Raw genomic sequence first — 19,622 nt, 5'->3', positions numbered from 1 at the left:
CGAAAGAGGGGAAGCAGGGGTGGATAAGTCGTTGAAAGCCCGCATGCGGGCGGGGCAGCAGGTCAACGGGTTCTGGGTCGAGCTGTTCAGCCCGGCCGCCGCGGAGGTGATGGCCGCCGCCGGCTATGACTGCGCGATGATCGACCTGGAGCACGGCCCCGCCGATCTGGGCGACGCGGTGGCGGTGATGCGGGCCATGGCGGCCAGCGACTGTGCGCCCCTGGTGCGCGTACCGGCCAACGACCCTGCCTGGATGAAGCGGGTGCTGGACGCCGGGGCGGCCGGCGTCATGGTGCCGGCGGTCAACACCGCGGCGGAAGCCGAGGCGGCGGTGGCCGCCTGCCATTATCCGCCGCGCGGCCTGCGGGGCATGGCGGCGCCGATCGTACGTGCCGCCCGCTACGGTGTCGGCTGGCAGGACTACGTCGAGGAGATCCGCGGCTCGGTGCTTGCCATCTGCCAAGTCGAAAGCCGGGAAGCGGTCGAAAACGTGGCCGAAATCGCCGCCACCCCGGATCTCGACATGATCTTCATCGGGCCCTTCGACCTCTCGGGCAGTCTCGGCCACCTGGGCGAGCCCGACCACCCGGACGTACGGGCGGCAATCGACGCGGTGGAGAAGGCGGCCAAGGCGGCCGGCTGCCTGCTGGGCGCGATTCCGACCCCCGCGCGCAGCGTCCAGTCGCTCTACGCGGACGGCTACGACCTGGTTCTTGTCGACAGCGACCTGGGGTTTGTGCGCGACGGCGCCCAGGCCAGCGTTGCCGCCCTTAAGGAAGCCGCGGGGCGCCGGTAATGGGCGGCCCCGCGGACCTGGCGGTCCTCGCCACGCAGCAGATGTACCAGGTCGACCGCCTCGCGATCGCCGGCGGCGTACCGGGGCAGCGGTTGATGGAGGCTGCCGGTGCGGCGGTGGCCGGGGCGGTGATGAGCCGCCGCAAGGTCGCTCCGGTCTGCGTGCTTTGCGGTCCCGGCAATAACGGCGGCGACGGCTTCGTGGCCGCGCGCCACCTCGCCGCCGCGGGCTGGCCGGTCCGCCTCGGCCTGCTGGGTCCGGTGGAAGCCTTGAAGGGCGATGCCGCCTGGGCCGCCGCGACCTGGCACGGCCGCATCGAGCCGCTCGACGCCCTGGAGCCCGCGGCGGGCGACGTGGTGGTCGATGCGCTGTTCGGGGCCGGACTGGCACGGCCGCTGGAGGGCAGGGCGGCGGCACTGGCCCGTCGAACCCTGGACCTCGACCTCCCGGTGATCGCGGTGGACGTGCCGAGCGGTCTGCCGGGCGATGGGTCGGAGCCCTTGGGCGGGCTCGCCTTTCATGCCGAGAAGACCGTCACGTTCTTCCGCAAGAAACCGGCACATCTACTTGTTCCGGCGCGAGAATTCTGCGGCCAGGTGATCCTGGCCGAGATCGGGATTCCGGCCGCCGTCCTTGCGGAGATCGCGCCGCGCACCTTCGAGAATGGGCCGGGCCTCTGGCTGGCCGCCTATCCCTGGCGGACCACCGCCTCCCACAAGTATCGCGCCGGCCATCTGCTGGTCGCCGGCGGCACCACGATGACCGGGGCGGCGCAGCTGGCCTGCCGCGCGGGCCTGAGGATCGGCGCCGGGCTGGTTTCGGTCGCCTGCGCACCGGCCAGCCTGCCCATCTTTGCCGTCGCCAACCCCGCGGTGATCACCCTGGAAGCGCCGGAAGCGGCTGACTTTGCCGCTGCCTTGGAGGATCCGCGGCGCAACGCGGTGCTGATCGGGCCCGGCAACGGGGTGACATCGGGGACCCGGGCGCGCGCGGAGGCGGCCATCGAAGCGGGCAGGGCCGTCGTGCTCGACGCCGACGCTCTGACGGTGTTTCAGGATCAGCCCGCAAGCCTCTGGAATCTCATCGCGACTCATCCGGCAGCGCAGGTGGTGCTGACGCCCCACGACGGCGAGTTCCAGCGGCTGTTTCCCGACATCCGGGGTAACCGCCTGGAACGGGCGCGCGCCGCGGCCGCCCGCAGTGGCGCTACCATCGTATTCAAGGGGCCGGACAGCGTCATCGCCGCCGCGGACGGGCGGGCGGCCATCAATGGCTCCGCGCCGCCCTGGCTGGCGACCGGCGGCACCGGCGACGTGCTGGCCGGGATGATCGGCGGCCTGCTGGCCCAGGGCATGGCGCCCTTCGAGGGCGCCGCCGCGGCGGTCTGGCTGCACGGCCGCGCCACGGCGCAACGCGGACCGGGGCTGATCGCCGAGGACCTGCCAAACGCCCTACCGGAGGTTTTGCAGCAGCTTCACCGACTCTCCACAAACGCGGTGAACGAGGCGGATTTCTTCAACAGTTTTAGATAGTTCTGCCATATTCGTTAACGAAAGCTTCACCCCTGCCGCGTTAAATTGGCAATTCGCGCAGTCGGGGCTGTGCGCAAGTCCCGGGGGCAGGCCTTGATTGAGAAGGTATTGAGATCATGCTCGCAGCACATTGGTTCAAGCAACCGCTGAAGGCCGACGCCATCAAGGTCGGATCCGTCTACAAGCTTGCCCACCAGGGCAACATTGTGGAGATCGCCAAGGTGGTGGATGTCGGACCGGACGCTCTGGGGATCCCGCACGTCACCTATGACGTCTCGGTGGAGCGTGCCCGCCTCGCCAAGTACGAGGAGCGCCGCACCCTCGGCCTGCAGTCGTTCACCGAACGCTTTCGCGACGCCATCGCGCCGGAAAAGCAGGACGCCTGACGTTCAGTTTTTCCCCGTATCCGCGCCGTGAGAAATTGAGCGAAATTAATCCTACATCAAAGATTTGCCATTAGCCTCTTCGGCATCATGATTGAGACGCCGCAGCACAACAGAGAAGCCAACGAGCCGAGCGCCAGCCGTTCCTCGGGCTTCTGGCAGAACCTCTCCGGGGCCCTGACGGGCCATGGCGAGCGCCGCCTGTTCAGCCGCCGCGGGGCGAACCCGGAGCAGGTCAAGGCCGGCCGGGTGTTTCGCCGAGGCGACGGCAACGGCCGCCAGGAAACCGCCACCGTCATCTGCCTCTGCGAGATCCTTGGCATGACCCATGTGCGCTACGACCTGCGCATCGAAAAGCCCGGCCACCGGCCCTTCGAGGACGGCCCCCGGGTGCTCGGCATGAAGACCTTCCTCGAGCACTTCTGCGATCCCGTCGGCTCCTGACCGGCTCCCCCTTCCGCGGGCCGGCCGGCTCCTGATGCCGCCCTGGCGCCCGGCGCCGTTTCTTCCGCGAAATCCTGTACTTTTACGCCGACGCGGCAGATGATCTGCCGCGCCTGCGCGGCCGGTTGCTATTGCGCGACCGGCTGCGATGATATACATCGGCCCTCCGCGGTCAGCGCGGGCGTGGCGGAACTGGTAGACGCGCTGGTTTTAGGTACCAGTGGAGCAATCCGTGGGGGTTCGAGTCCCTCCGCCCGCACCAGCGCAGCTGCGGCCAAATGCGAAACCCTCTGCGGGGCGTTTCTCTGGGGCGTTTTCGGGCCGGGGCGGCTCCGAAGCCCGGAGTTTCCTCACGGATCATCACCCAAAGACAAGGCTGAGGAAGGCCTAGCCGATCATGCAGGTCACGGAAGTTAGCAACGATGGCTTGAAGCGCGACTTTAAGGTCGTTATCGAAGCCAAAGAAATTAATGAGAAAGTCGAGAATCGGCTTCGCGAGCTCGCCGGACGGATCAAGATCCCCGGCTTTCGCCCCGGCAAGGCCCCGATCAAGCTGCTGAAGCAGCGGTACGGCCAGTCGGTCATGGGCGAGGTGCTGGAGCGCGCGGTCACCGATTCCTCGGCCCAGGCGCTGAACGAGCGCGGCCTCAGGCCGGCGATACAGCCCAAGATCGAGATCGATTCCTTCGAGGCCGGCAAGGACCTCGAGTACTCGATGGCCATCGAGCTGCTGCCCGAGATCCAGCCGATGGACTTCGCCACGCTGGAGCTGGAGCGGGTGAAGATCAAGGTGCCGGAGGAGGAAGTGACCTCCGCCCTGGAGCGCCTGGCGGCCAGCCGCAAGGAGTCCAAGCCGCTGGAGACCCCGCGTCCGGCCGCGTCCGGCGACGTCGTGGTGATCGACTTCAAGGGCACGGTGCACGGCGAGGCGCTGCCGGGCATGGCGGGCGAGGACCATCACCTGGAACTCGGCTCCAACACCTTCATCGGCGGCTTCGAGGAGCAGCTGATCGGCGCCTCGGTCGGCGACGCCCGCACGGTGAACGTCACCTTCCCGGAAGGCTACGGCAACGAGAAGCTGTCCGGTCAGCCGGCGGTCTTCGAATGCACCATCAAGGAAATCCGCGAGTCGGTGCCGGCCGAGCTGAATGACGAGCTGGCCAAGTCCATGGGGGCCGAGGGCCTGGACGACCTGAAGGAGAAGGTGCGCGAGCGCCTGGCGCAGGACTACGAGGGTTTCTCGCGCATGCGGGTGAAGCGCCAGATCCTGGATCAGCTGTCCGACGCGCACGACTTCGAGGTGCCGGAAGGCATGGTCAACCTGGAGTTCGACGCCATCTGGCACCAGGTCGAGCACGACCGCGAGCAGGGCCGCGTCGACCCCGATGACGCGGGCAAGGACGACGAAGACGTGAAGGCGGAGTACCGCGCGATCGCCGAGCGGCGCGTGCGTCTCGGCCTGCTGCTCTCCGAGGTCGGCCGTCTCAACCAGATCGAGGTCACCCCGGACGAGGTCAACAGGGCCCTGTTCATGGAGGCCCAGCGCCATCCCGGCCAGGAGCAGCAGGTCATCGAGTACTACCGCTCGCACCCCGAGGCGCAGGCCCAGCTGCGTGCGCCGCTCTTCGAGGACAAGGTGATCGACTACATCATCGACCTCGCCAAGGTCACCGAACGGGAAGTTTCCCCGGACGAGCTGCGCGAGGAAGAGGAGAAGGAAGCCGCCGAGGCCGCCGACAAGCCGAAGCAGACGGCAGCGAAGAAAAAGCCGGCAAAGAAGGCCGCCGCGAAGCCGAAGCAGGCCAAGCCGGACGACGCTTCAAGCGATGCGGGCGGCGGCGACGACGCCTGATCGTCCGCGGACTTACGAAACAGGCTGGAAAGGCACCCTCGGGAGTCCGACTCCACGAGGGGCTTTCCCTGGCGGGCCTCAGGACTTAAATGTCGACTTCGACTTTTCCCCGGGTCGCCCGATTCCCGGCGATCCAGGGAGACTCCAGCTTCTAAGGAATGTCCATGAGCGGAATGTCCCTGAACGACCTGCCTGAAACGGTCATGAATACCCTGGTTCCCATGGTGGTCGAGCAGACCAGCCGGGGCGAGCGTGCCTACGACATCTATTCGCGCCTGCTGAAGGAGCGCATCATCTTCCTGACCGGGCCGGTGCACGATCAGGTCGCCAGCCTGATCTGCGCCCAGCTGCTGTTCCTGGAATCCGAGAACCCGACCCAGGACATCTTCTTCTACATCAACTCGCCGGGCGGCGTGGTGAGCGCCGGCTTGGCGATGTACGACACCATGCAGTACATCCGCCCCGAGGTGCAGACGGTGTGCATCGGCCAGGCCGCTTCGGCCGGCTCGCTGCTGCTGATGGCCGGCGCCAAGGGCAAGCGCTTCGCGCTGCCCAATTCCAAGATCATGATCCACCAGCCCTCCGGCGGCTTCCAGGGTCAGGTATCGGACATCCAGATCCATGCGGAAGAGATCATCCGGACCCGCCGGCGCCTGAACGAGCTCTATTGCCTCCACACCGGCAAGGACATGGACACGATCGAGAAGGCGATGGAGCGCGACAACTTCATGGATTCCGAGAAGGCCAAGGCGTTCGGCCTGATCGATCAGGTGGTCGACAAGCGCCCGGCCAGCGAATCGCCGACGCCCGGCGGCAAGAGCTAAAACCGCTGCTCCGGACGGCTCGCCGGCGGTCCCGGGCGGAGAAATCCGCCTCCGGCACTCCCCGGCGGCCCGCCCGGCGGCACCTCCCGTTTAGCGGACCGCGCAGCGGTCCGGTGGTGGCCGAAAGCCACGCCAACCCTTGAAAAGTGCGATCTTTACCCTTTCGTTAAGAGATTGTTGAGCCCTTCGAATTAGGCTCAAATTGCTTAGTTAGCGAACGTCCCCGGGAGGCTTCCCGGACATAGCCCAAATCCCTCGGTTTTTGTCGTTGTGTGGGGGCGGGCCGTTTGACTAACATGGCCGAATGAGGAACAGACGCCTAGTTAGAGCGGTATGACAAAGTCCAGCGGCAGCGATTCCAAGAACACTCTCTACTGCTCCTTCTGCGGCAAGAGCCAGCACGAGGTGCGGAAGCTCATCGCCGGCCCGACGGTATTCATCTGCGATGAATGTGTCGAGCTGTGCATGGACATCATCCGCGAAGAGCACAAGACGACGCTTGTGAAGTCGCGCGACGGGGTGCCGACGCCGCAGGACATTTGCTCGGTGCTGGACGACTATGTGATCGGTCAGAAGCATGCCAAGCGCGTGCTCTCGGTCGCCGTGCACAACCACTACAAGCGCCTGGCGCATGGCGCCAAGTCGTCGGACGTCGAGCTGGCCAAGTCGAACATTCTGCTGATTGGCCCGACCGGCTGCGGCAAGACGCTGCTGGCCCAGACCCTGGCGCGCATCCTCGACGTGCCCTTCACCATGGCCGACGCCACCACGCTGACCGAGGCGGGGTATGTCGGCGAGGACGTCGAGAACATCATTCTGAAGCTGCTGCAGTCCGCCGACTACAATGTCGAGCGCGCACAGCGCGGCATCGTCTACATCGACGAAGTCGACAAGATCAGCCGCAAGTCGGACAACCCCTCGATCACCCGCGACGTGTCGGGCGAGGGCGTGCAGCAGGCCCTGCTGAAGATCATGGAAGGCACGGTGGCCTCGGTCCCGCCGCAGGGCGGCCGCAAGCATCCGCAGCAGGAATTCCTGCAGGTGGACACCACCAACATCCTGTTCATCTGCGGCGGCGCCTTTGCCGGCCTCGACAAGCTGATCGCCGGCCGCGGCAAGGGCACCTCGATCGGCTTCGGCGCCGACGTGCGCGGCCCGGAAGACCGCTCGACCGGCCAGATCCTGAAAGAGGTCGAGCCGGAAGACCTGTTGAAGTTCGGCCTGATCCCCGAGTTCGTCGGCCGCCTGCCGGTGGTCGCGACCCTGGAGGACCTGGACGAGGGCGCCCTCATCGAGATCCTCACCCAGCCGAAGAACGCCCTGGTAAAGCAGTACGAGCGCCTCTTCGAGATGGAAGACGTCCGCCTCGACTTCACCGAGGATGCGCTGAAGGCAATCGCCAATAAGGCGATTGCGCGCAAGACCGGTGCGCGCGGCCTGCGTTCGATCATGGAAAGCATCCTGCTCGACCCCATGTTCGACCTGCCGGGCCTGGAGAACGTCGAGGAAATCGTCATCAATCGCGAGGTCGTGGATGGCCGGGCCAAGCCGCTCTACATCTATACGGATCGTCGCGAAGACTTGGGGACCAGCGCATAAGCGCTTGTTTTACATGGCTCATTTGTGGGCCTTGAAGTCTCGACAAGAATCTACAATTTTTAAATCTGGATGGACTACTCTTGGGCGTCCTCTCCCGGGCGCCTGTCGCATCCCGCCTGCCCCCGGCTGCGCGCCCTCTGTTTAGCACGAGGTAATATGTTGGAACTTGCTCGCGGTAACCTATTTCCGGTTCTGCCCCTGCGCGACATCGTCGTCTTCCCGCACATGATCGTGCCGCTTTTCGTCGGCCGCGATAAGTCCGTGCGCGCCCTCGAGGACGTCATGAAGGACGACAAGCAGATCCTTCTGGTGACCCAGAAGAACGCGGCACAGGACGACCCGACGCCGGCCGACATCTATTCCGTCGGCACCATCGGCACGGTGCTGCAGCTGCTGAAACTGCCCGACGGCACCGTGAAGGTGCTGGTCGAGGGCGGCCAGCGCGCGCGCATCAGCAAATATGCCGATACCGAAGACTTCTTCCAGGCCTATGCCGAGCCGGTGCCCGACGACGCGGGCGACGACCGCGAGCTCGACGCGCTGGCGCGCACGGTGGTCTCGCAGTTCGAGCAGTACATCAAGCTGAACAAGAAGATCCCGCCGGAGGTGCTGGTCTCGATCAACCAGATCGACGACTTCTCGAAGCTGGCCGACACCGTCGCCTCGCATCTGGCGCTGAAGATTCCCGAGAAGCAGGAGCTGCTGGAGAGCGAAACCGTCAGCGACCGCCTGGAGAAGGTCTATGCCTTCATGGAAGGCGAGATCGGCGTGCTGCAGGTCGAAAAGCGCATCCGCAATCGCGTGAAGCGCCAGATGGAGAAGACCCAGCGCGAGTACTATCTGAACGAACAGCTGAAGGCGATTCAGAAGGAGCTCGGCGAGGGCGAGGACGGCCGCGACGAACTGGCCGAGCTGGAAGAGCGCATCAAGTCGACCAAGCTGACCAAGGAAGCGAGCGAAAAGGCGCTCGCCGAACTGAAGAAGCTGCGCTCGATGAGCCCGATGTCGGCGGAAGCCACGGTGGTGCGCAACTACCTCGACTGGATCCTCTCGATTCCTTGGAAGAAGCGCACCAAGATCAAGCGCGACATCAAGCACGCGCAGGAGATCCTGGACGCCGACCACTACGGGCTGGAGAAGGTCAAGGAGCGCATCCTCGAGTACCTCGCCGTGCAGCAGCGCATGAAGAAGGTGAAGGGTCCGATCCTCTGCCTCGTCGGCCCTCCGGGCGTCGGCAAGACCTCGCTGGGCAAGTCGATCGCCAGGGCGACCGGGCGCAACTTCGTGCGCATGAGCCTGGGCGGCGTGCGTGACGAGGCCGAGATCCGCGGCCACCGCCGCACCTACATCGGCTCGATGCCCGGCAAGGTCATCCAGTCGATGAAGAAGGCCAAGTCGTCGAATCCGCTGTTCCTGCTGGACGAGATCGACAAGCTGGGCGCCGACTGGCGCGGCGACCCCTCGTCGGCGCTGCTGGAGGTGCTCGATCCGGAGCAGAACAGCAGCTTCAACGATCACTACCTGGAGGTCGACTACGACCTCTCGGACGTGATGTTCGTGACCACCGCCAACACCCTGCGCATGCCCGGGCCGCTGCTCGACCGCATGGAGGTGATTCGCATCCCCGGCTACACCGAGGACGAAAAGGTGCAGATCGCCCAGCGCTACCTGATCCCGAAGCAGATGAAGGATCACGGCGTGAAGGAGGACGAGTGGTCGATCTCCGAGTCGGCGCTGCGCGACATGATCCGCCTCTACACGCGAGAGGCCGGCGTGCGTAACCTGGAGCGCGAGATCGCCAACCTGGTGCGCAAGGCGGTGAAGGAGATCGCCATCGGCAAGGCCAAGACGGTGAAGCTCGACCGCCGCAATCTCGAGAAGTACGCCGGCGTGCCGCGCTATCGCTACGGCGAGGCGGAGCTGGAGGACATGATCGGTGTCTCTACCGGTCTGGCCTGGACCGAGGTGGGCGGCGAGATGCTCTCCATCGAGGCGGTCATGCTGCCCGGCAAGGGCAAGGTGACCTCCACCGGCAAGCTGGGCGAGGTCATGAAGGAATCGATCCAGGCGGCCGAGTCCTTCGTGAAGAGCCGCGCGGTGCAGTACGGCATCAAGCCGACGCTGTTCGAGCGCCGCGACATCCACGTGCACGTGCCCGAGGGGGCCACGCCGAAGGACGGTCCGTCCGCCGGCATCGCGATGGTGACGGCGATCGTCTCGGTGCTGACGCAGAACCCGGTGCGCCGCGACGTGGCGATGACGGGCGAGGTGACGCTGCGCGGGCGCGTGCTGCCGATCGGCGGGCTGAAGGAGAAGCTGTTGGCGGCGCTGCGCGCCGGCATCAAGACGGTGCTGATCCCGAAGGAGAACGAGAAGGACCTGGCCGACATTCCGGACAACGTGAAGCGGAAGATGGAGATCGTTCCGGTGTCCGACTGCGACGAGGTTCTCGCCCGTGCGCTGGTGAGGGAACTGACGCCCATCGAGTGGACCGAATCGGACGACGACGTTCAGACGACTCGGGCGCCCAGCGGTGGCGATGCACCCTCCGGCGTGCTGACGCACTAAGCGGAAACGGACAATCCTCGATTCGTTTCAGGAAAGCAGGGGAACTTTAGCCTAAATAGGGCTAAAACCCCTGCATTTCTGCCGTTCTCGCGTTGACGCCTTAAGTTAGCGCGATCTACAATTCGCCCCTCCTCGGAGCGGTTCTTTTATCTCTCTGCACATCCTATTCCCTACTGTTAGGAGGGGGGTTAAACGTGAATAAAAATGATCTGGTAGCAGTCGTCGCTGACAAGACCGGCCTGTCGAAGGCCGATTCCACAAAGGCGGTCGATTGTGTCTTCGACGCGATCACCGACTCGCTGAAGGGCGGCGAAGAAGTTCGCCTCGTTGGCTTCGGCACCTTCAATGTCACCCAGCGCGCTGCTTCCGAAGGCCGCAATCCCCGCACGGGTGAGCGGATTCAAATCCCCGCATCCAAGCAACCGAAGTTCAAGGCGGGCAAAGGCCTGAAGGACGCCGTGAACTAAGCACGGAAGCATCAGCTTCTTCGGCCCGGCCGCCCCGTTGATTCGGTGGCGGCCGGTGCTATTTTACAAGGCCTGCTTCGAAACGACGAAGCGGCCTTGTGCGAGGGCGGTTAGCTCAGCTGGTAGAGCATCGCGTTTACACCGCGAGTGTCGGCGGTTCGATCCCGTCACCGCCCACCACCCTTCGCCAGCCCGATGCCGAAGACCCGAGGCGACGGCCCTGTCGGGCTCCCACGGCGTCTGAGGCGATTTCGCCCCGCTTCCGGACGGCGAGCCTGGGCAAGGTTGTCCGGGGGCCTCAGCGCCGCCGCAGGCCGGGCGGGCGGTCAGCGCGGCAATCAAAAAAAGCGGCCGCCGGGAGCCTGCGCCGCTTGACACCCCGGGGGTGGTGGAGTACATCACCGCGTCCCGGATACGGGGGTGTAGCTCAGTTGGTTAGAGCGCCGGCCTGTCACGCCGGAGGCCGCGGGTTCAAGTCCCGTCACTCCCGCCATTCCCTCTCCGGACACGCACCCGGCCTTCGCGCAAGACGTCTCTTTGGTTTGCCCTGCAGACCGGGAATCTACCCCCGCGACAGCTTCGGCACAGGGGCCTTTGCGGCCCGCCCGCCGTCCCGCGCGTAATCCGTTGATAGGCCCTGGGGATTGGCGCTTTCCCGCGATTCCCTTCCGCCCTATAGTCCGCAGCAAGGCAGCGCCGGGGCAAACAGCGATGATTGACCTTGCAATGCCCCATGCCATGCGGCAGTAAACGCACGCTGGTTCGACGTTTTTTCGACGCCTGAACTGACCGGACCAAACAACACGCCACTAACGGCGGGTTAGGAGAGTGAAGCATGGATGCCTTGCTGGCTGAATACTTGCCGATCCTGATCTTCCTCGGCATCGCGGTCGGGCTTTCGGTGATCATCGTGGCCGCATCCTATATCCTCGCGCGCCAGCGTCCCGACTCCGAAAAGGTCTCCGCCTACGAGTGCGGTTTCGAGGCTTTCGACGACGCGCGCAGCCGCTTCGATGTCCGCTTCTACCTGGTCGCCATCCTGTTCATCATCTTTGACCTCGAGGTGGCGTTTCTGTTTCCCTGGGCCGTGGCCCTGGGCGACATCGGCGTCTTCGGCTTCTGGTCGATGGTGATCTTCCTCGGCATTCTGACCATCGGCTTTGTGTACGAATGGAAGAAGGGAGCCCTGGAATGGGAGTAGGCAACATGGAACGCGCCACCACCACCCTTCCGCCGGGCAGCCAGCAGGACGCGGTGCTCAGCCGCGTCGCCAACGAGATTTCCGATAAGGGCTTCGTCCTCGCTCAGATGGACAAGCTGGCCGCCTGGGCGCAGTCCGGTTCGCTGTGGCCGATGACCTTCGGTCTGGCATGCTGCGCCGTGGAGATGATGCACACCGCCTGCAGCCGCTACGACCTCGACCGCTTCGGGATGGTGTTCCGGCCCAGCCCGCGCCAGTCCGACGTGATGATCGTCGCCGGCACGCTGACCAACAAGATGGCGCCGGCCCTGCGCAAGGTCTACGACCAGATGCCGGAGCCGCGCTGGGTCATCTCCATGGGCTCCTGCGCCAACGGCGGCGGTTACTATCACTACTCATACTCCGTGGTGCGCGGCTGCGACCGCATCGTGCCGGTCGACATCTACGTGCCGGGTTGTCCGCCCACTGCCGAGGCGCTGCTCTACGGCGTCATTCAGCTGCAGAAGAAGATCAAGCGGAGCGCGACCCTTGCGCGGTGATCTCGCTTGGCATGGACGTCACTAGGATAAGCGGAAGTTCGATGAACGAAGCGCTGCGAGACCTTGGCGACTATCTCGAGGCCGCGATCGGCAACGATCTCTTGGCCGTCGATATCGCCTACGACCAGTTGAACCTGCACGTCAATCGTGACGCCATCACCAAGGTTCTGACCTTTCTGCGCGACGACCAGAACTGCCAGTTCAAGCAGCTGGTCGATCTGACGGCGGTCGATCATCCCGATCAGGCCGAACGGTTCGTGGTGGTCTACAATCTGCTGTCGCTGAAGCTGAACCATCGCATCCGCGTGAAGCTGACCACGGACGAGCGCACGCCCGTCGCCTCGGTCTGGGGCACGTTCTCCTCGGCCATCTGGCTGGAGCGCGAGACCTGGGACATGTTCGGAATCTTCTTTGCCGACCATCCCGACCTGCGCCGTATCCTCACCGACTACGGCTTCGAGGGGCATCCGCTGCGCAAGGACTTCCCGCTGACCGGCTTCAAGGAAGTGCGCTACGACGAGGAGCAGAAGCGCGTGGTCTACGAGCCGGTGAAGCTGACGCAGGAATTCCGCCGCTTCGACTTCATGAGCCCGTGGGAAGGCATGCTGCACCTGCCGGGCGACGAGAAGGCGCCGGCGACGTCCAAGCAGGAAGAGGGGGGCGCCTGATGGCCGAGGTACAGATCAAGCCGCTGACCCTCAACTTCGGCCCGCAGCATCCGGCCGCGCACGGCGTGCTGCGCCTGGTGCTGGAGATGGACGGCGAGGTGATCGAGCGCGCCGACCCGCACATCGGCCTCTTGCACCGCGGCACCGAAAAGCTGATCGAGTACAAGACCTACCTGCAGGCGGTGCCCTATTTCGACCGTCTGGACTACGTCGCACCGATGAACCAGGAGCATGCCTTCGCCCTGGCCGTCGAGCGGCTGCTGGGCATCGAGGTGCCCAAGCGCGCCCAGTACATCCGCGTGCTGTACTGCGAGATCGGCCGCATCCTCAATCACCTGCTGAACATCACCACCTTCGCCATCGACGTCGGCGCCATGACCCCGATCCTTTGGGGCTTCGAAGAGCGCGAGAAGCTGATGGAGTTCTACGAGCGGGCCTGCGGCGCGCGACTCCACGCAGCCTACTTCCGCCCCGGCGGCGTGCACCAGGACCTGCCGGCGGGCCTGCTGGAAGACATCGCGCGCTTCTGCGAGACCTTCCCGAAGGTCATCGACGACATGGAAGGCCTGCTGACCGAGAACCGCATCTTCCGCCAGCGCACCGTCGACATCGGCGTGGTGAGCGCTGAGGAAGCCAACGACTGGGGCTTTTCCGGTCCGATGCTGCGCGGCTCCGGCGTGCCGTGGGACCTGCGCAAGTCGCAGCCCTACGACTGCTACGAGGAGGTCGAGTTCGACATTCCCGTCGGCAAGAACGGCGACTGCTTCGACCGCTATCTCTGCCGCATCGAGGAGATGCGCCAGAGCCTGCACATCATGAAGCAGTGCATCGACAAGATGCCGGGCGGTCCGGTCCAGGTTGCCGACCACAAGATCACACCGCCCAAGCGCGGCGAGATGAAGCGCTCGATGGAAGCGCTGATCCACCACTTCAAGCTCTATACCGAGGGCTACCACGTGCCGCCGGGCGACACCTACGCCGCGGTCGAGGCGCCGAAGGGCGAGTTCGCCGTCTACCTGGTGGCCGACGGTTCCAATCGGCCCTACCGCTGCAAGATCCGCGCGCCGGGCTTCATGCACCTGGCGGCCATGGACTACATGTGCCGCGGCCACATGCTGGCCGACAGCGTTGCCATCCTGGGTTCCATGGACATCGTGTTCGGGGAAGTGGACCGATGAAGACCAGCAGCTATCCCCAGCCCAAGACCGGGGGCTTCGCCTTCACGGCGGAGAACGACGCGCGCGCGAAGACAATCTGCGCGCGCTACCCGGCGGACCGCAAGGCCAGCGCCACCATCGCGCTGCTCGACCTGGCGCAGCGCCAGAACGACGGCTGGCTGTCGCCCGAGGCCATCGAATACGTGGCCGCCTACCTGGAGGTCGCGCCGATCCGCGTCTACGAGGTCGCCTCGTTCTATTCGATGTTCAACCTGCAGCCGGTCGGCAAGTACCTCATCCAGGTCTGCCGTACGACGCCCTGCTGGCTGCGCGGCTCGGACGGCATCACCGGGGCCTGCAAGAAGAAGCTGGGCGTCGGCCTCAAGCAAGTCACCGACGACGGCCTGTTCAGCATCATGGAGGTCGAGTGCCTCGGCGCCTGCGCCAACGCGCCGATGGTGCAGATCAACGACTTCTACTACGAGGACCTGACACCCCAGCGCATGGAAGAGATCATCGACGAGCTGCGCGCCGGCGGCGAGGTCAAGGTCGGTTCGCAGACCGGGCGCCTGGCTTCGGCGCCGGAAGGCGGACGGCAGACGCTGTTGAACGTGCCCGGCCCAGAGAGCACCGGGGCCGGAGGGGACGACTAGATGCTGCAGGACCCCAACCTATGCTGAAAGACAAGGACCGCATCTTCACCAACCTTTACGGCCAGGACGACTGGAGCCTGGCCGGCGCCCGGCGGCGCGGGGTGTGGGATAACACCAAGGCGCTGCTGGATTTGGGCCGCGACAAGATCGTCGAGACGATCAAGGAGTCGGGCCTGCGCGGGCGCGGCGGCGCCGGTTTCCCGACCGGCCTCAAGTGGTCCTTCATGCCGAAGGACCGCGGCGACCGCCCGGCCTACCTGGTGGTCAATGCCGACGAGTCCGAGCCGGGCTCCTGCAAGGACCGCGAGATCCTGCGCAACGATCCGCACCGCCTGCTGGAAGGCTGCCTGGTGGCGGGCTTCGCCATGGGCGCCACGGCCTGCTACATCTACATCCGCGGCGAGTATTATCACGAGAGCTCGCAGATCCAGAAGGCGATCGACGAGGCCTACGACGCCGGCCTGATCGGCAAGAACGCCTGCGGCAGCGGCTACGACTACGACATCTACCTGCACCGTGGCGCCGGCGCCTACATCTGCGGCGAGGAAACCGCGCTGCTGGAGAGCCTGGAGGGCAAGAAGGGCCAGCCGCGCCTGAAGCCGCCGTTCCCCGCCGCCTGCGGCCTCTACGGCTGCCCGACGACGATCAATAACGTCGAGACGATTGCCGTCGCGCCCGAGATCCTGCGCCGCGGCGTCGCCTGGTGGACCAGCTTCGGCCGGGCCAACAACACCGGCACCAAGATCTTCTCGATCTCCGGCCACGTGAACAAGCCGCTGAACGTCGAGGAAGAGATGAGCATCCCGCTGAAGGAGCTCATCGACAAGCACGCCGGTGGCGTCATCGGCGGCTGGGACAACCTGCTGGCGGTCATCCCCGGCGGCTCGTCGGTGCCCTGCCTGCCGGCCTCGACCTGCACGAACATCCTGATGGACTTCGACTCGCTGCGCGAGGCGCAGTCGGGCCTCGGCACCGCGGCGGTCATCGTGATGGACAAGTCGACCGACATCGTCGAGGCCATCGCCCGCCTGTCGCACTTCTACATGCACGAGAGCTGCGGCCAGTGCACGCCCTGCCGCGAGGGCACCGGCTGGATGTACCGCGTCATGACCCGCCTGGTGCGCGGCGATGCGGAACTGGAAGAGATTGATACGCTGCTCGATGTGACCTATCAGGTCGAGGGGCACACCATCTGCGCGCTCGGCGATGCGGCCGCCTGGCCGGTCCAGGGCCTGCTGCGCCACTTCCGTCCGGAGGTTGAGCGCCGCATCAAGGAGCGCAAGCAGTCCATGGCGGCGGCGGAGTAGGGGGTTAGCAATGCCGAAGCTGACGATCGACGGCAAAGAGATCGAAGTCGCGGACGGTCTGTCCGTACTGCAGGCCTGCGAACTCGCCGGCGTCGAGATCCCGCGTTTCTGCTACCACGACCGCCTGTCGGTCGCGGGCAACTGCCGCATGTGCCTGGTCGAGATGGAGCGCGCGCCCAAGCCCATCGCCTCCTGCGCCATGCCGGTGGGCGAGGGCATGGTGATCAAGACCGACACCGACAAGGTGAAGAAGGCGCGCAACGGCGTCATGGAATTCCTGCTGATCAATCATCCGCTCGACTGCCCGATCTGCGACCAGGGCGGTGAGTGCGACCTGCAGGACCAGGCGATGGCCTACGGCTTCGACCGCAGCCGCTACGAAGAGAACAAGCGCGCGGTCACCGAGAAGTACATGGGGCCGCTGATCAAGACGATCATGACCCGCTGCATCCAGTGCACCCGCTGCGTGCGCTTCGCCACCGAGATCGCCGGCGTCGAGGAGATCGGCCTGGTCAACCGCGGTGAGAATGCCGAGATCACGACGCTGGAAAAGGCCGTCGACTCTGAACTCTCGGGCAACCTGGTCGACGTCTGCCCGGTCGGCGCGCTGACCTCCAAGCCCTATGCCTTCATCGCGCGCCCCTGGGAGCTGCGCAAGACCGACTCCATCGACGTGCTGGACGCCGTCGGCTCCAACATCCGCGTCGACACCCGCGGCCGCGAAGTGATGCGCGTGCTGCCGCGCCTGCACGAGGACGTGAACGAGGAGTGGATCAACGACAAGACGCGTCACGCCTGCGACGGCCTGATGCGACAGCGTCTCGACCGCCCCTACCTGCGCAACGGCGCCGGGCGCCTGGAGGCGGTGTCTTGGGATGTCGCCTTCAAGGCCATCGCCGCCAAGCTTAAGGGACTGGACGGCAAGCAGATTGCCGCCATCGCCGGCGACCTCTGCGATGCCGAGTCGATGCTGGCGCTGAAGGACCTCATGGCGGGGCTCGGCTCGCCGAACCTCGACTGCCGCCAGGACGGCGCCAAGATCGACGCGTCCAGCCGTGCCGCCTACCTCTTCAACAGCACCATCGCCGGCATCGAGCAGGCCGATGCGGTGCTGCTGGTCGGCACGAACCCGCGCTGGGAAGCGGCGATGGTGAACGCCCGGCTGCGCAAGCGCTTCCTGCAGAACGGCCTGAAGGTGGGCATGATCGGCCAGCAGGTCGACCTGACCTTTCCCTACAGCTATCTCGGCGCCGGGCCGGAGACGCTGGCGGAGATCGCGGACGGCAAGGGCAACTTCGCCGCCGTGCTGGAAAAGGCCGAGCGGCCGATGGTCATCGTCGGCATGGGCGCGCTGGCGCGCCCCGACGGCGGCGCCGTGCTGGCCGCCGCGCGCAAGGTCGCGGAACGCTACGGCATGGCTAAAGACGGTTGGAACGGCTTCAACCTGCTGCACACCGCGGCGGCGCGGGTCGGCGGCCTCGACCTCGGCTTCCTGCCGGGCGAGGGCGGCCGCGACCGCGACGGCATCCTGGCCGGCTGCGAGGACGGCTCGGTCCGGGCGATCTTCCTGCTCGGCGCTGACGAGTTGCCCATGGGCCGCCTCGGCGCGCCGGGCAAGGGGCCCTTCGTGATCTACCAGGGCCACCATGGCGACGCCGGCGCGCACCGTGCCGACGTCATCCTGCCGGGGGCCGCCTATACCGAGAAGAACGCCACCTACGTGAACACCGAGGGCCGCGTGCAGCTGGGGCGTCTCGCCGCCTTCCCGCCGGGCGACGCCCGCGAGGATTGGACCATCCTGCGCGCGCTTTCGGAGACGGTCGGCAAGCGGCTGCCCTACGACAGCCTGGGTGAGCTGCGCCAGCGCCTCATCGAGGTGAACCGGGTGTTCGCCGCGGTCGACCAGATCGAGCCGGCGGACTGGGGCCCCTTCGGCAAGGAAGGGCCGATGGACGCGGCCCCCTTCGTCTCGCCCGTCGGGGTGTTCTACATGACCGATCCGATCAGCCGGGCCTCGGAGACCATGGCACAGTGCGTCGAGGCCTTCTCGCTCGGCGTGAAGCGGGGGACCGGCACCCATGGCTGAGGTGATGGACTTCCTCTACAACGACCCGATCGGGCAGGGCATCTTTCTGCTCGGCAAGATCATGGCGATCCTGCTGCCGCTGCTGCTGGCCGTCGCCTACCTGACCTATGCCGAGCGCAAGGTCATCGCCGCGATGCAGCTGCGCAAGGGGCCCAACGTGGTCGGCCCCTTCGGCCTGCTGCAGCCCATTGCCGATGCGGTGAAGCTGCTGTTCAAGGAGACCATCCTGCCGTCGGGGGCGAACCGCATCGTCTTCCTGATGGCGCCGATGCTGACCTTCGTCCTGGCGATGATCGGCTGGGCGGTGATCCCCTTCGACGCCGGCATGGTGCTGGCCGACATCAACGTCGGCATCCTCTACCTCTTCGCGATCTCCTCGCTCGGCGTCTACGGCGTCATCATGGCTGGCTGGGCCTCAAACTCGAAGTACCCCTTCCTCGGCGCGCTGCGCTCGGCCGCGCAGATGGTGTCCTACGAAGTCTCCATGGGCTTCGTCATCATCACCGTGCTGTTGCTGGTCGGTTCGCTGAACCTCTCCGACATCGTCCTGGCACAAAAGGGCGACTACGGCCTGTTCTCGTGGTTCTGGCTGCCGCTGCTGCCGATGTTCGTGATCTTCTTCATCTCGACCCTGGCGGAGACCAACCGTTCGCCCTTCGACCTGCCGGAAGGCGAGTCCGAGCTGGTGGCCGGCTTCTTCGTCGAGTACTCGGCGATGACCTTCGCCCTGTTCTTCCTGGGCGAATACGCGAACATGATCCTGATGAGCGCGATGACCTCGATCCTGTTCCTCGGCGGCTGGCTGCCGCCGATCGACATTGCGCCGTTCAACTGGATTCCGGGGCCGATCTGGCTGATCGCCAAGATCTGCCTGGTGCTCTTCTTCTTCCTCTGGGTCCGCGCGACCTTCCCACGCTACCGCTACGACCAGCTGATGCGCCTCGGCTGGAAGGTGTTCCTCCCGTTCTCGCTGTTCTGGGTGGTGCTGACGGCGGGCGTGCTGGTCGCCTTCGATCTGGTGCCGCACACATGACGGCGGGAGTCTGACTTATGGGCATGATTGACCGCGGCCTGCGCAGCCTGTTGCTCAGCGAGCTCATCTCGGGCATGTCGCTGACCCTGCGCTACTTCTTCAAGCCGAAGGTGACGCTGAACTATCCCTACGAGAAGGGGCCGCTCAGCCCGCGCTTCCGCGGCGAGCACGCTTTGCGCCGCTACCCCAATGGCGAGGAGCGCTGCATCGCCTGCAAGCTGTGCGAGGCGATCTGCCCGGCGCTGGCCATCACCATCGAGGCCGAACCGCGCGAAGACGGCAGCCGGCGCACCACGCGCTACGACATCGACATGACGAAGTGCATCTACTGCGGCTTCTGCCAGGAAGCCTGCCCGGTGGACGCAATCGTCGAGGGGCCGAATTTCGAGTTCGCCACCGAGAACCGCGAAGAGCTGTTCTACAACAAGGAAAAGCTGCTCGCGAACGGCGACCGCTGGGAATACGAGATCGCCCAGAACCTGGAACTCGATGCGCCCTACCGCTGAGCCGACG

18 protein-coding genes and 3 tRNA genes are annotated in these 19,622 nt (G+C 65.6%); all 21 read left to right on the top strand.

Features of this window, described 5'->3' with window-relative positions:
- Positions 1–19 precede the first annotated feature (19 nt).
- The 21 genes from WDC82_RS19955 to nuoI all read left to right on the top strand — a co-directional run bounded on the left by WDC82_RS19955 (position 20) and on the right by nuoI (position 19,615).
- Positions 20–796 (top strand): aldolase/citrate lyase family protein, encoded by a 777-nt coding sequence (locus WDC82_RS19955; RefSeq protein WP_340119153.1) that lies wholly within the window; start codon positions 20–22, stop codon positions 794–796.
- Positions 796–2,328, top strand: coding sequence for an NAD(P)H-hydrate dehydratase (locus WDC82_RS19950; protein WP_340119152.1), 1,533 nt, complete (start codon positions 796–798; stop codon positions 2,326–2,328). The genes WDC82_RS19955 and WDC82_RS19950 overlap by 1 nt, the downstream gene beginning before the upstream one ends.
- A 116-nt stretch (positions 2,329–2,444) precedes the next feature.
- Entirely contained in the window at positions 2,445–2,714 is a 270-nt protein-coding gene (locus WDC82_RS19945) for a hypothetical protein (protein WP_340119151.1), read from the top strand.
- Between the two features lie 87 nt (positions 2,715–2,801).
- A complete protein-coding gene (locus WDC82_RS19940) occupies positions 2,802–3,155 on the top strand; it encodes a hypothetical protein (RefSeq protein WP_340119150.1) in 354 nt (117 codons plus the stop codon).
- Positions 3,156–3,332: 177 nt separating this feature from the next.
- A tRNA-Leu gene (locus tag WDC82_RS19935) sits at positions 3,333–3,417 on the top strand.
- 135 nt (positions 3,418–3,552) lie between these two features.
- A complete protein-coding gene (tig, locus tag WDC82_RS19930; protein ID WP_340119149.1) occupies positions 3,553–5,007 on the top strand; it encodes a trigger factor in 1,455 nt (484 codons plus the stop codon).
- Between the two features lie 164 nt (positions 5,008–5,171).
- On the top strand, positions 5,172–5,831 hold the full coding sequence (locus WDC82_RS19925) for an ATP-dependent Clp protease proteolytic subunit (RefSeq protein WP_340119148.1): 660 nt from the start codon (positions 5,172–5,174) through the stop codon (positions 5,829–5,831).
- Between the two features lie 333 nt (positions 5,832–6,164).
- Positions 6,165–7,430 carry an ATP-dependent Clp protease ATP-binding subunit ClpX gene (gene clpX / locus WDC82_RS19920; RefSeq protein WP_340119147.1) on the top strand — a complete coding sequence of 422 codons (1,266 nt, stop codon included), beginning with the start codon at positions 6,165–6,167 and terminating at the stop codon, positions 7,428–7,430.
- Between the two features lie 156 nt (positions 7,431–7,586).
- On the top strand, positions 7,587–9,998 hold the full coding sequence (lon, locus tag WDC82_RS19915) for an endopeptidase La (RefSeq protein WP_340119146.1): 2,412 nt from the start codon (positions 7,587–7,589) through the stop codon (positions 9,996–9,998).
- Positions 9,999–10,192: 194 nt separating this feature from the next.
- A complete protein-coding gene (locus WDC82_RS19910) occupies positions 10,193–10,465 on the top strand; it encodes an HU family DNA-binding protein (RefSeq protein WP_340119145.1) in 273 nt (90 codons plus the stop codon).
- Positions 10,466–10,569: 104 nt separating this feature from the next.
- Positions 10,570–10,645: transfer RNA gene (locus WDC82_RS19905), tRNA-Val, on the top strand.
- A 236-nt stretch (positions 10,646–10,881) separates the two neighbouring features.
- Positions 10,882–10,958, top strand: a tRNA-Asp gene (locus tag WDC82_RS19900).
- A gap of 342 nt (positions 10,959–11,300) precedes the next feature.
- Entirely contained in the window at positions 11,301–11,666 is a 366-nt protein-coding gene (locus tag WDC82_RS19895; protein ID WP_340119144.1) for an NADH-quinone oxidoreductase subunit A, read from the top strand.
- Complete coding sequence (locus WDC82_RS19890) at positions 11,657–12,205, top strand: NADH-quinone oxidoreductase subunit B family protein (RefSeq protein WP_340119143.1); 549 nt, start codon at positions 11,657–11,659, stop codon at positions 12,203–12,205. The genes WDC82_RS19895 and WDC82_RS19890 overlap by 10 nt, the downstream gene beginning before the upstream one ends.
- A gap of 41 nt (positions 12,206–12,246) precedes the next feature.
- Positions 12,247–12,873 carry an NADH-quinone oxidoreductase subunit C gene (locus WDC82_RS19885; protein WP_340119141.1) on the top strand — a complete coding sequence of 209 codons (627 nt, stop codon included), beginning with the start codon at positions 12,247–12,249 and terminating at the stop codon, positions 12,871–12,873.
- Positions 12,873–14,051 carry an NADH-quinone oxidoreductase subunit D gene (locus tag WDC82_RS19880; RefSeq protein WP_340119140.1) on the top strand — a complete coding sequence of 393 codons (1,179 nt, stop codon included), beginning with the start codon at positions 12,873–12,875 and terminating at the stop codon, positions 14,049–14,051. Before WDC82_RS19885 ends, WDC82_RS19880 begins: the two co-directional genes overlap by 1 nt.
- On the top strand, positions 14,048–14,683 hold the full coding sequence (nuoE, locus tag WDC82_RS19875) for an NADH-quinone oxidoreductase subunit NuoE (RefSeq protein WP_340119139.1): 636 nt from the start codon (positions 14,048–14,050) through the stop codon (positions 14,681–14,683). The genes WDC82_RS19880 and nuoE overlap by 4 nt, the downstream gene beginning before the upstream one ends.
- A gap of 20 nt (positions 14,684–14,703) precedes the next feature.
- Positions 14,704–15,990: an NADH-quinone oxidoreductase subunit NuoF gene (nuoF, locus tag WDC82_RS19870; protein ID WP_340119138.1), complete on the top strand. Its 1,287-nt coding sequence runs from the start codon at positions 14,704–14,706 to the stop codon at positions 15,988–15,990.
- Positions 15,991–16,000: 10 nt separating this feature from the next.
- Entirely contained in the window at positions 16,001–18,076 is a 2,076-nt protein-coding gene (gene nuoG, locus WDC82_RS19865; RefSeq protein ID WP_340119137.1) for an NADH-quinone oxidoreductase subunit NuoG, read from the top strand.
- Positions 18,077–18,080: 4 nt separating this feature from the next.
- On the top strand, positions 18,081–19,109 hold the full coding sequence (gene nuoH / locus WDC82_RS19860; RefSeq protein WP_340119166.1) for an NADH-quinone oxidoreductase subunit NuoH: 1,029 nt from the start codon (positions 18,081–18,083) through the stop codon (positions 19,107–19,109).
- A 17-nt stretch (positions 19,110–19,126) separates the two neighbouring features.
- Entirely contained in the window at positions 19,127–19,615 is a 489-nt protein-coding gene (gene nuoI / locus WDC82_RS19855) for an NADH-quinone oxidoreductase subunit NuoI (RefSeq protein ID WP_340119136.1), read from the top strand.
- The last annotated feature ends 7 nt before the right edge of the window (positions 19,616–19,622 follow it).

Origin of the sequence: Pelagibius sp. 7325, assembly GCF_037652055.1 — a bacterium.
In the GTDB taxonomy this organism is placed as follows: domain Bacteria; phylum Pseudomonadota; class Alphaproteobacteria; order Kiloniellales; family Kiloniellaceae; genus Pelagibius.
Note: the sequence above shows the minus strand (reverse complement) of the source record. Positions and strands in the feature narration are given on the sequence as shown.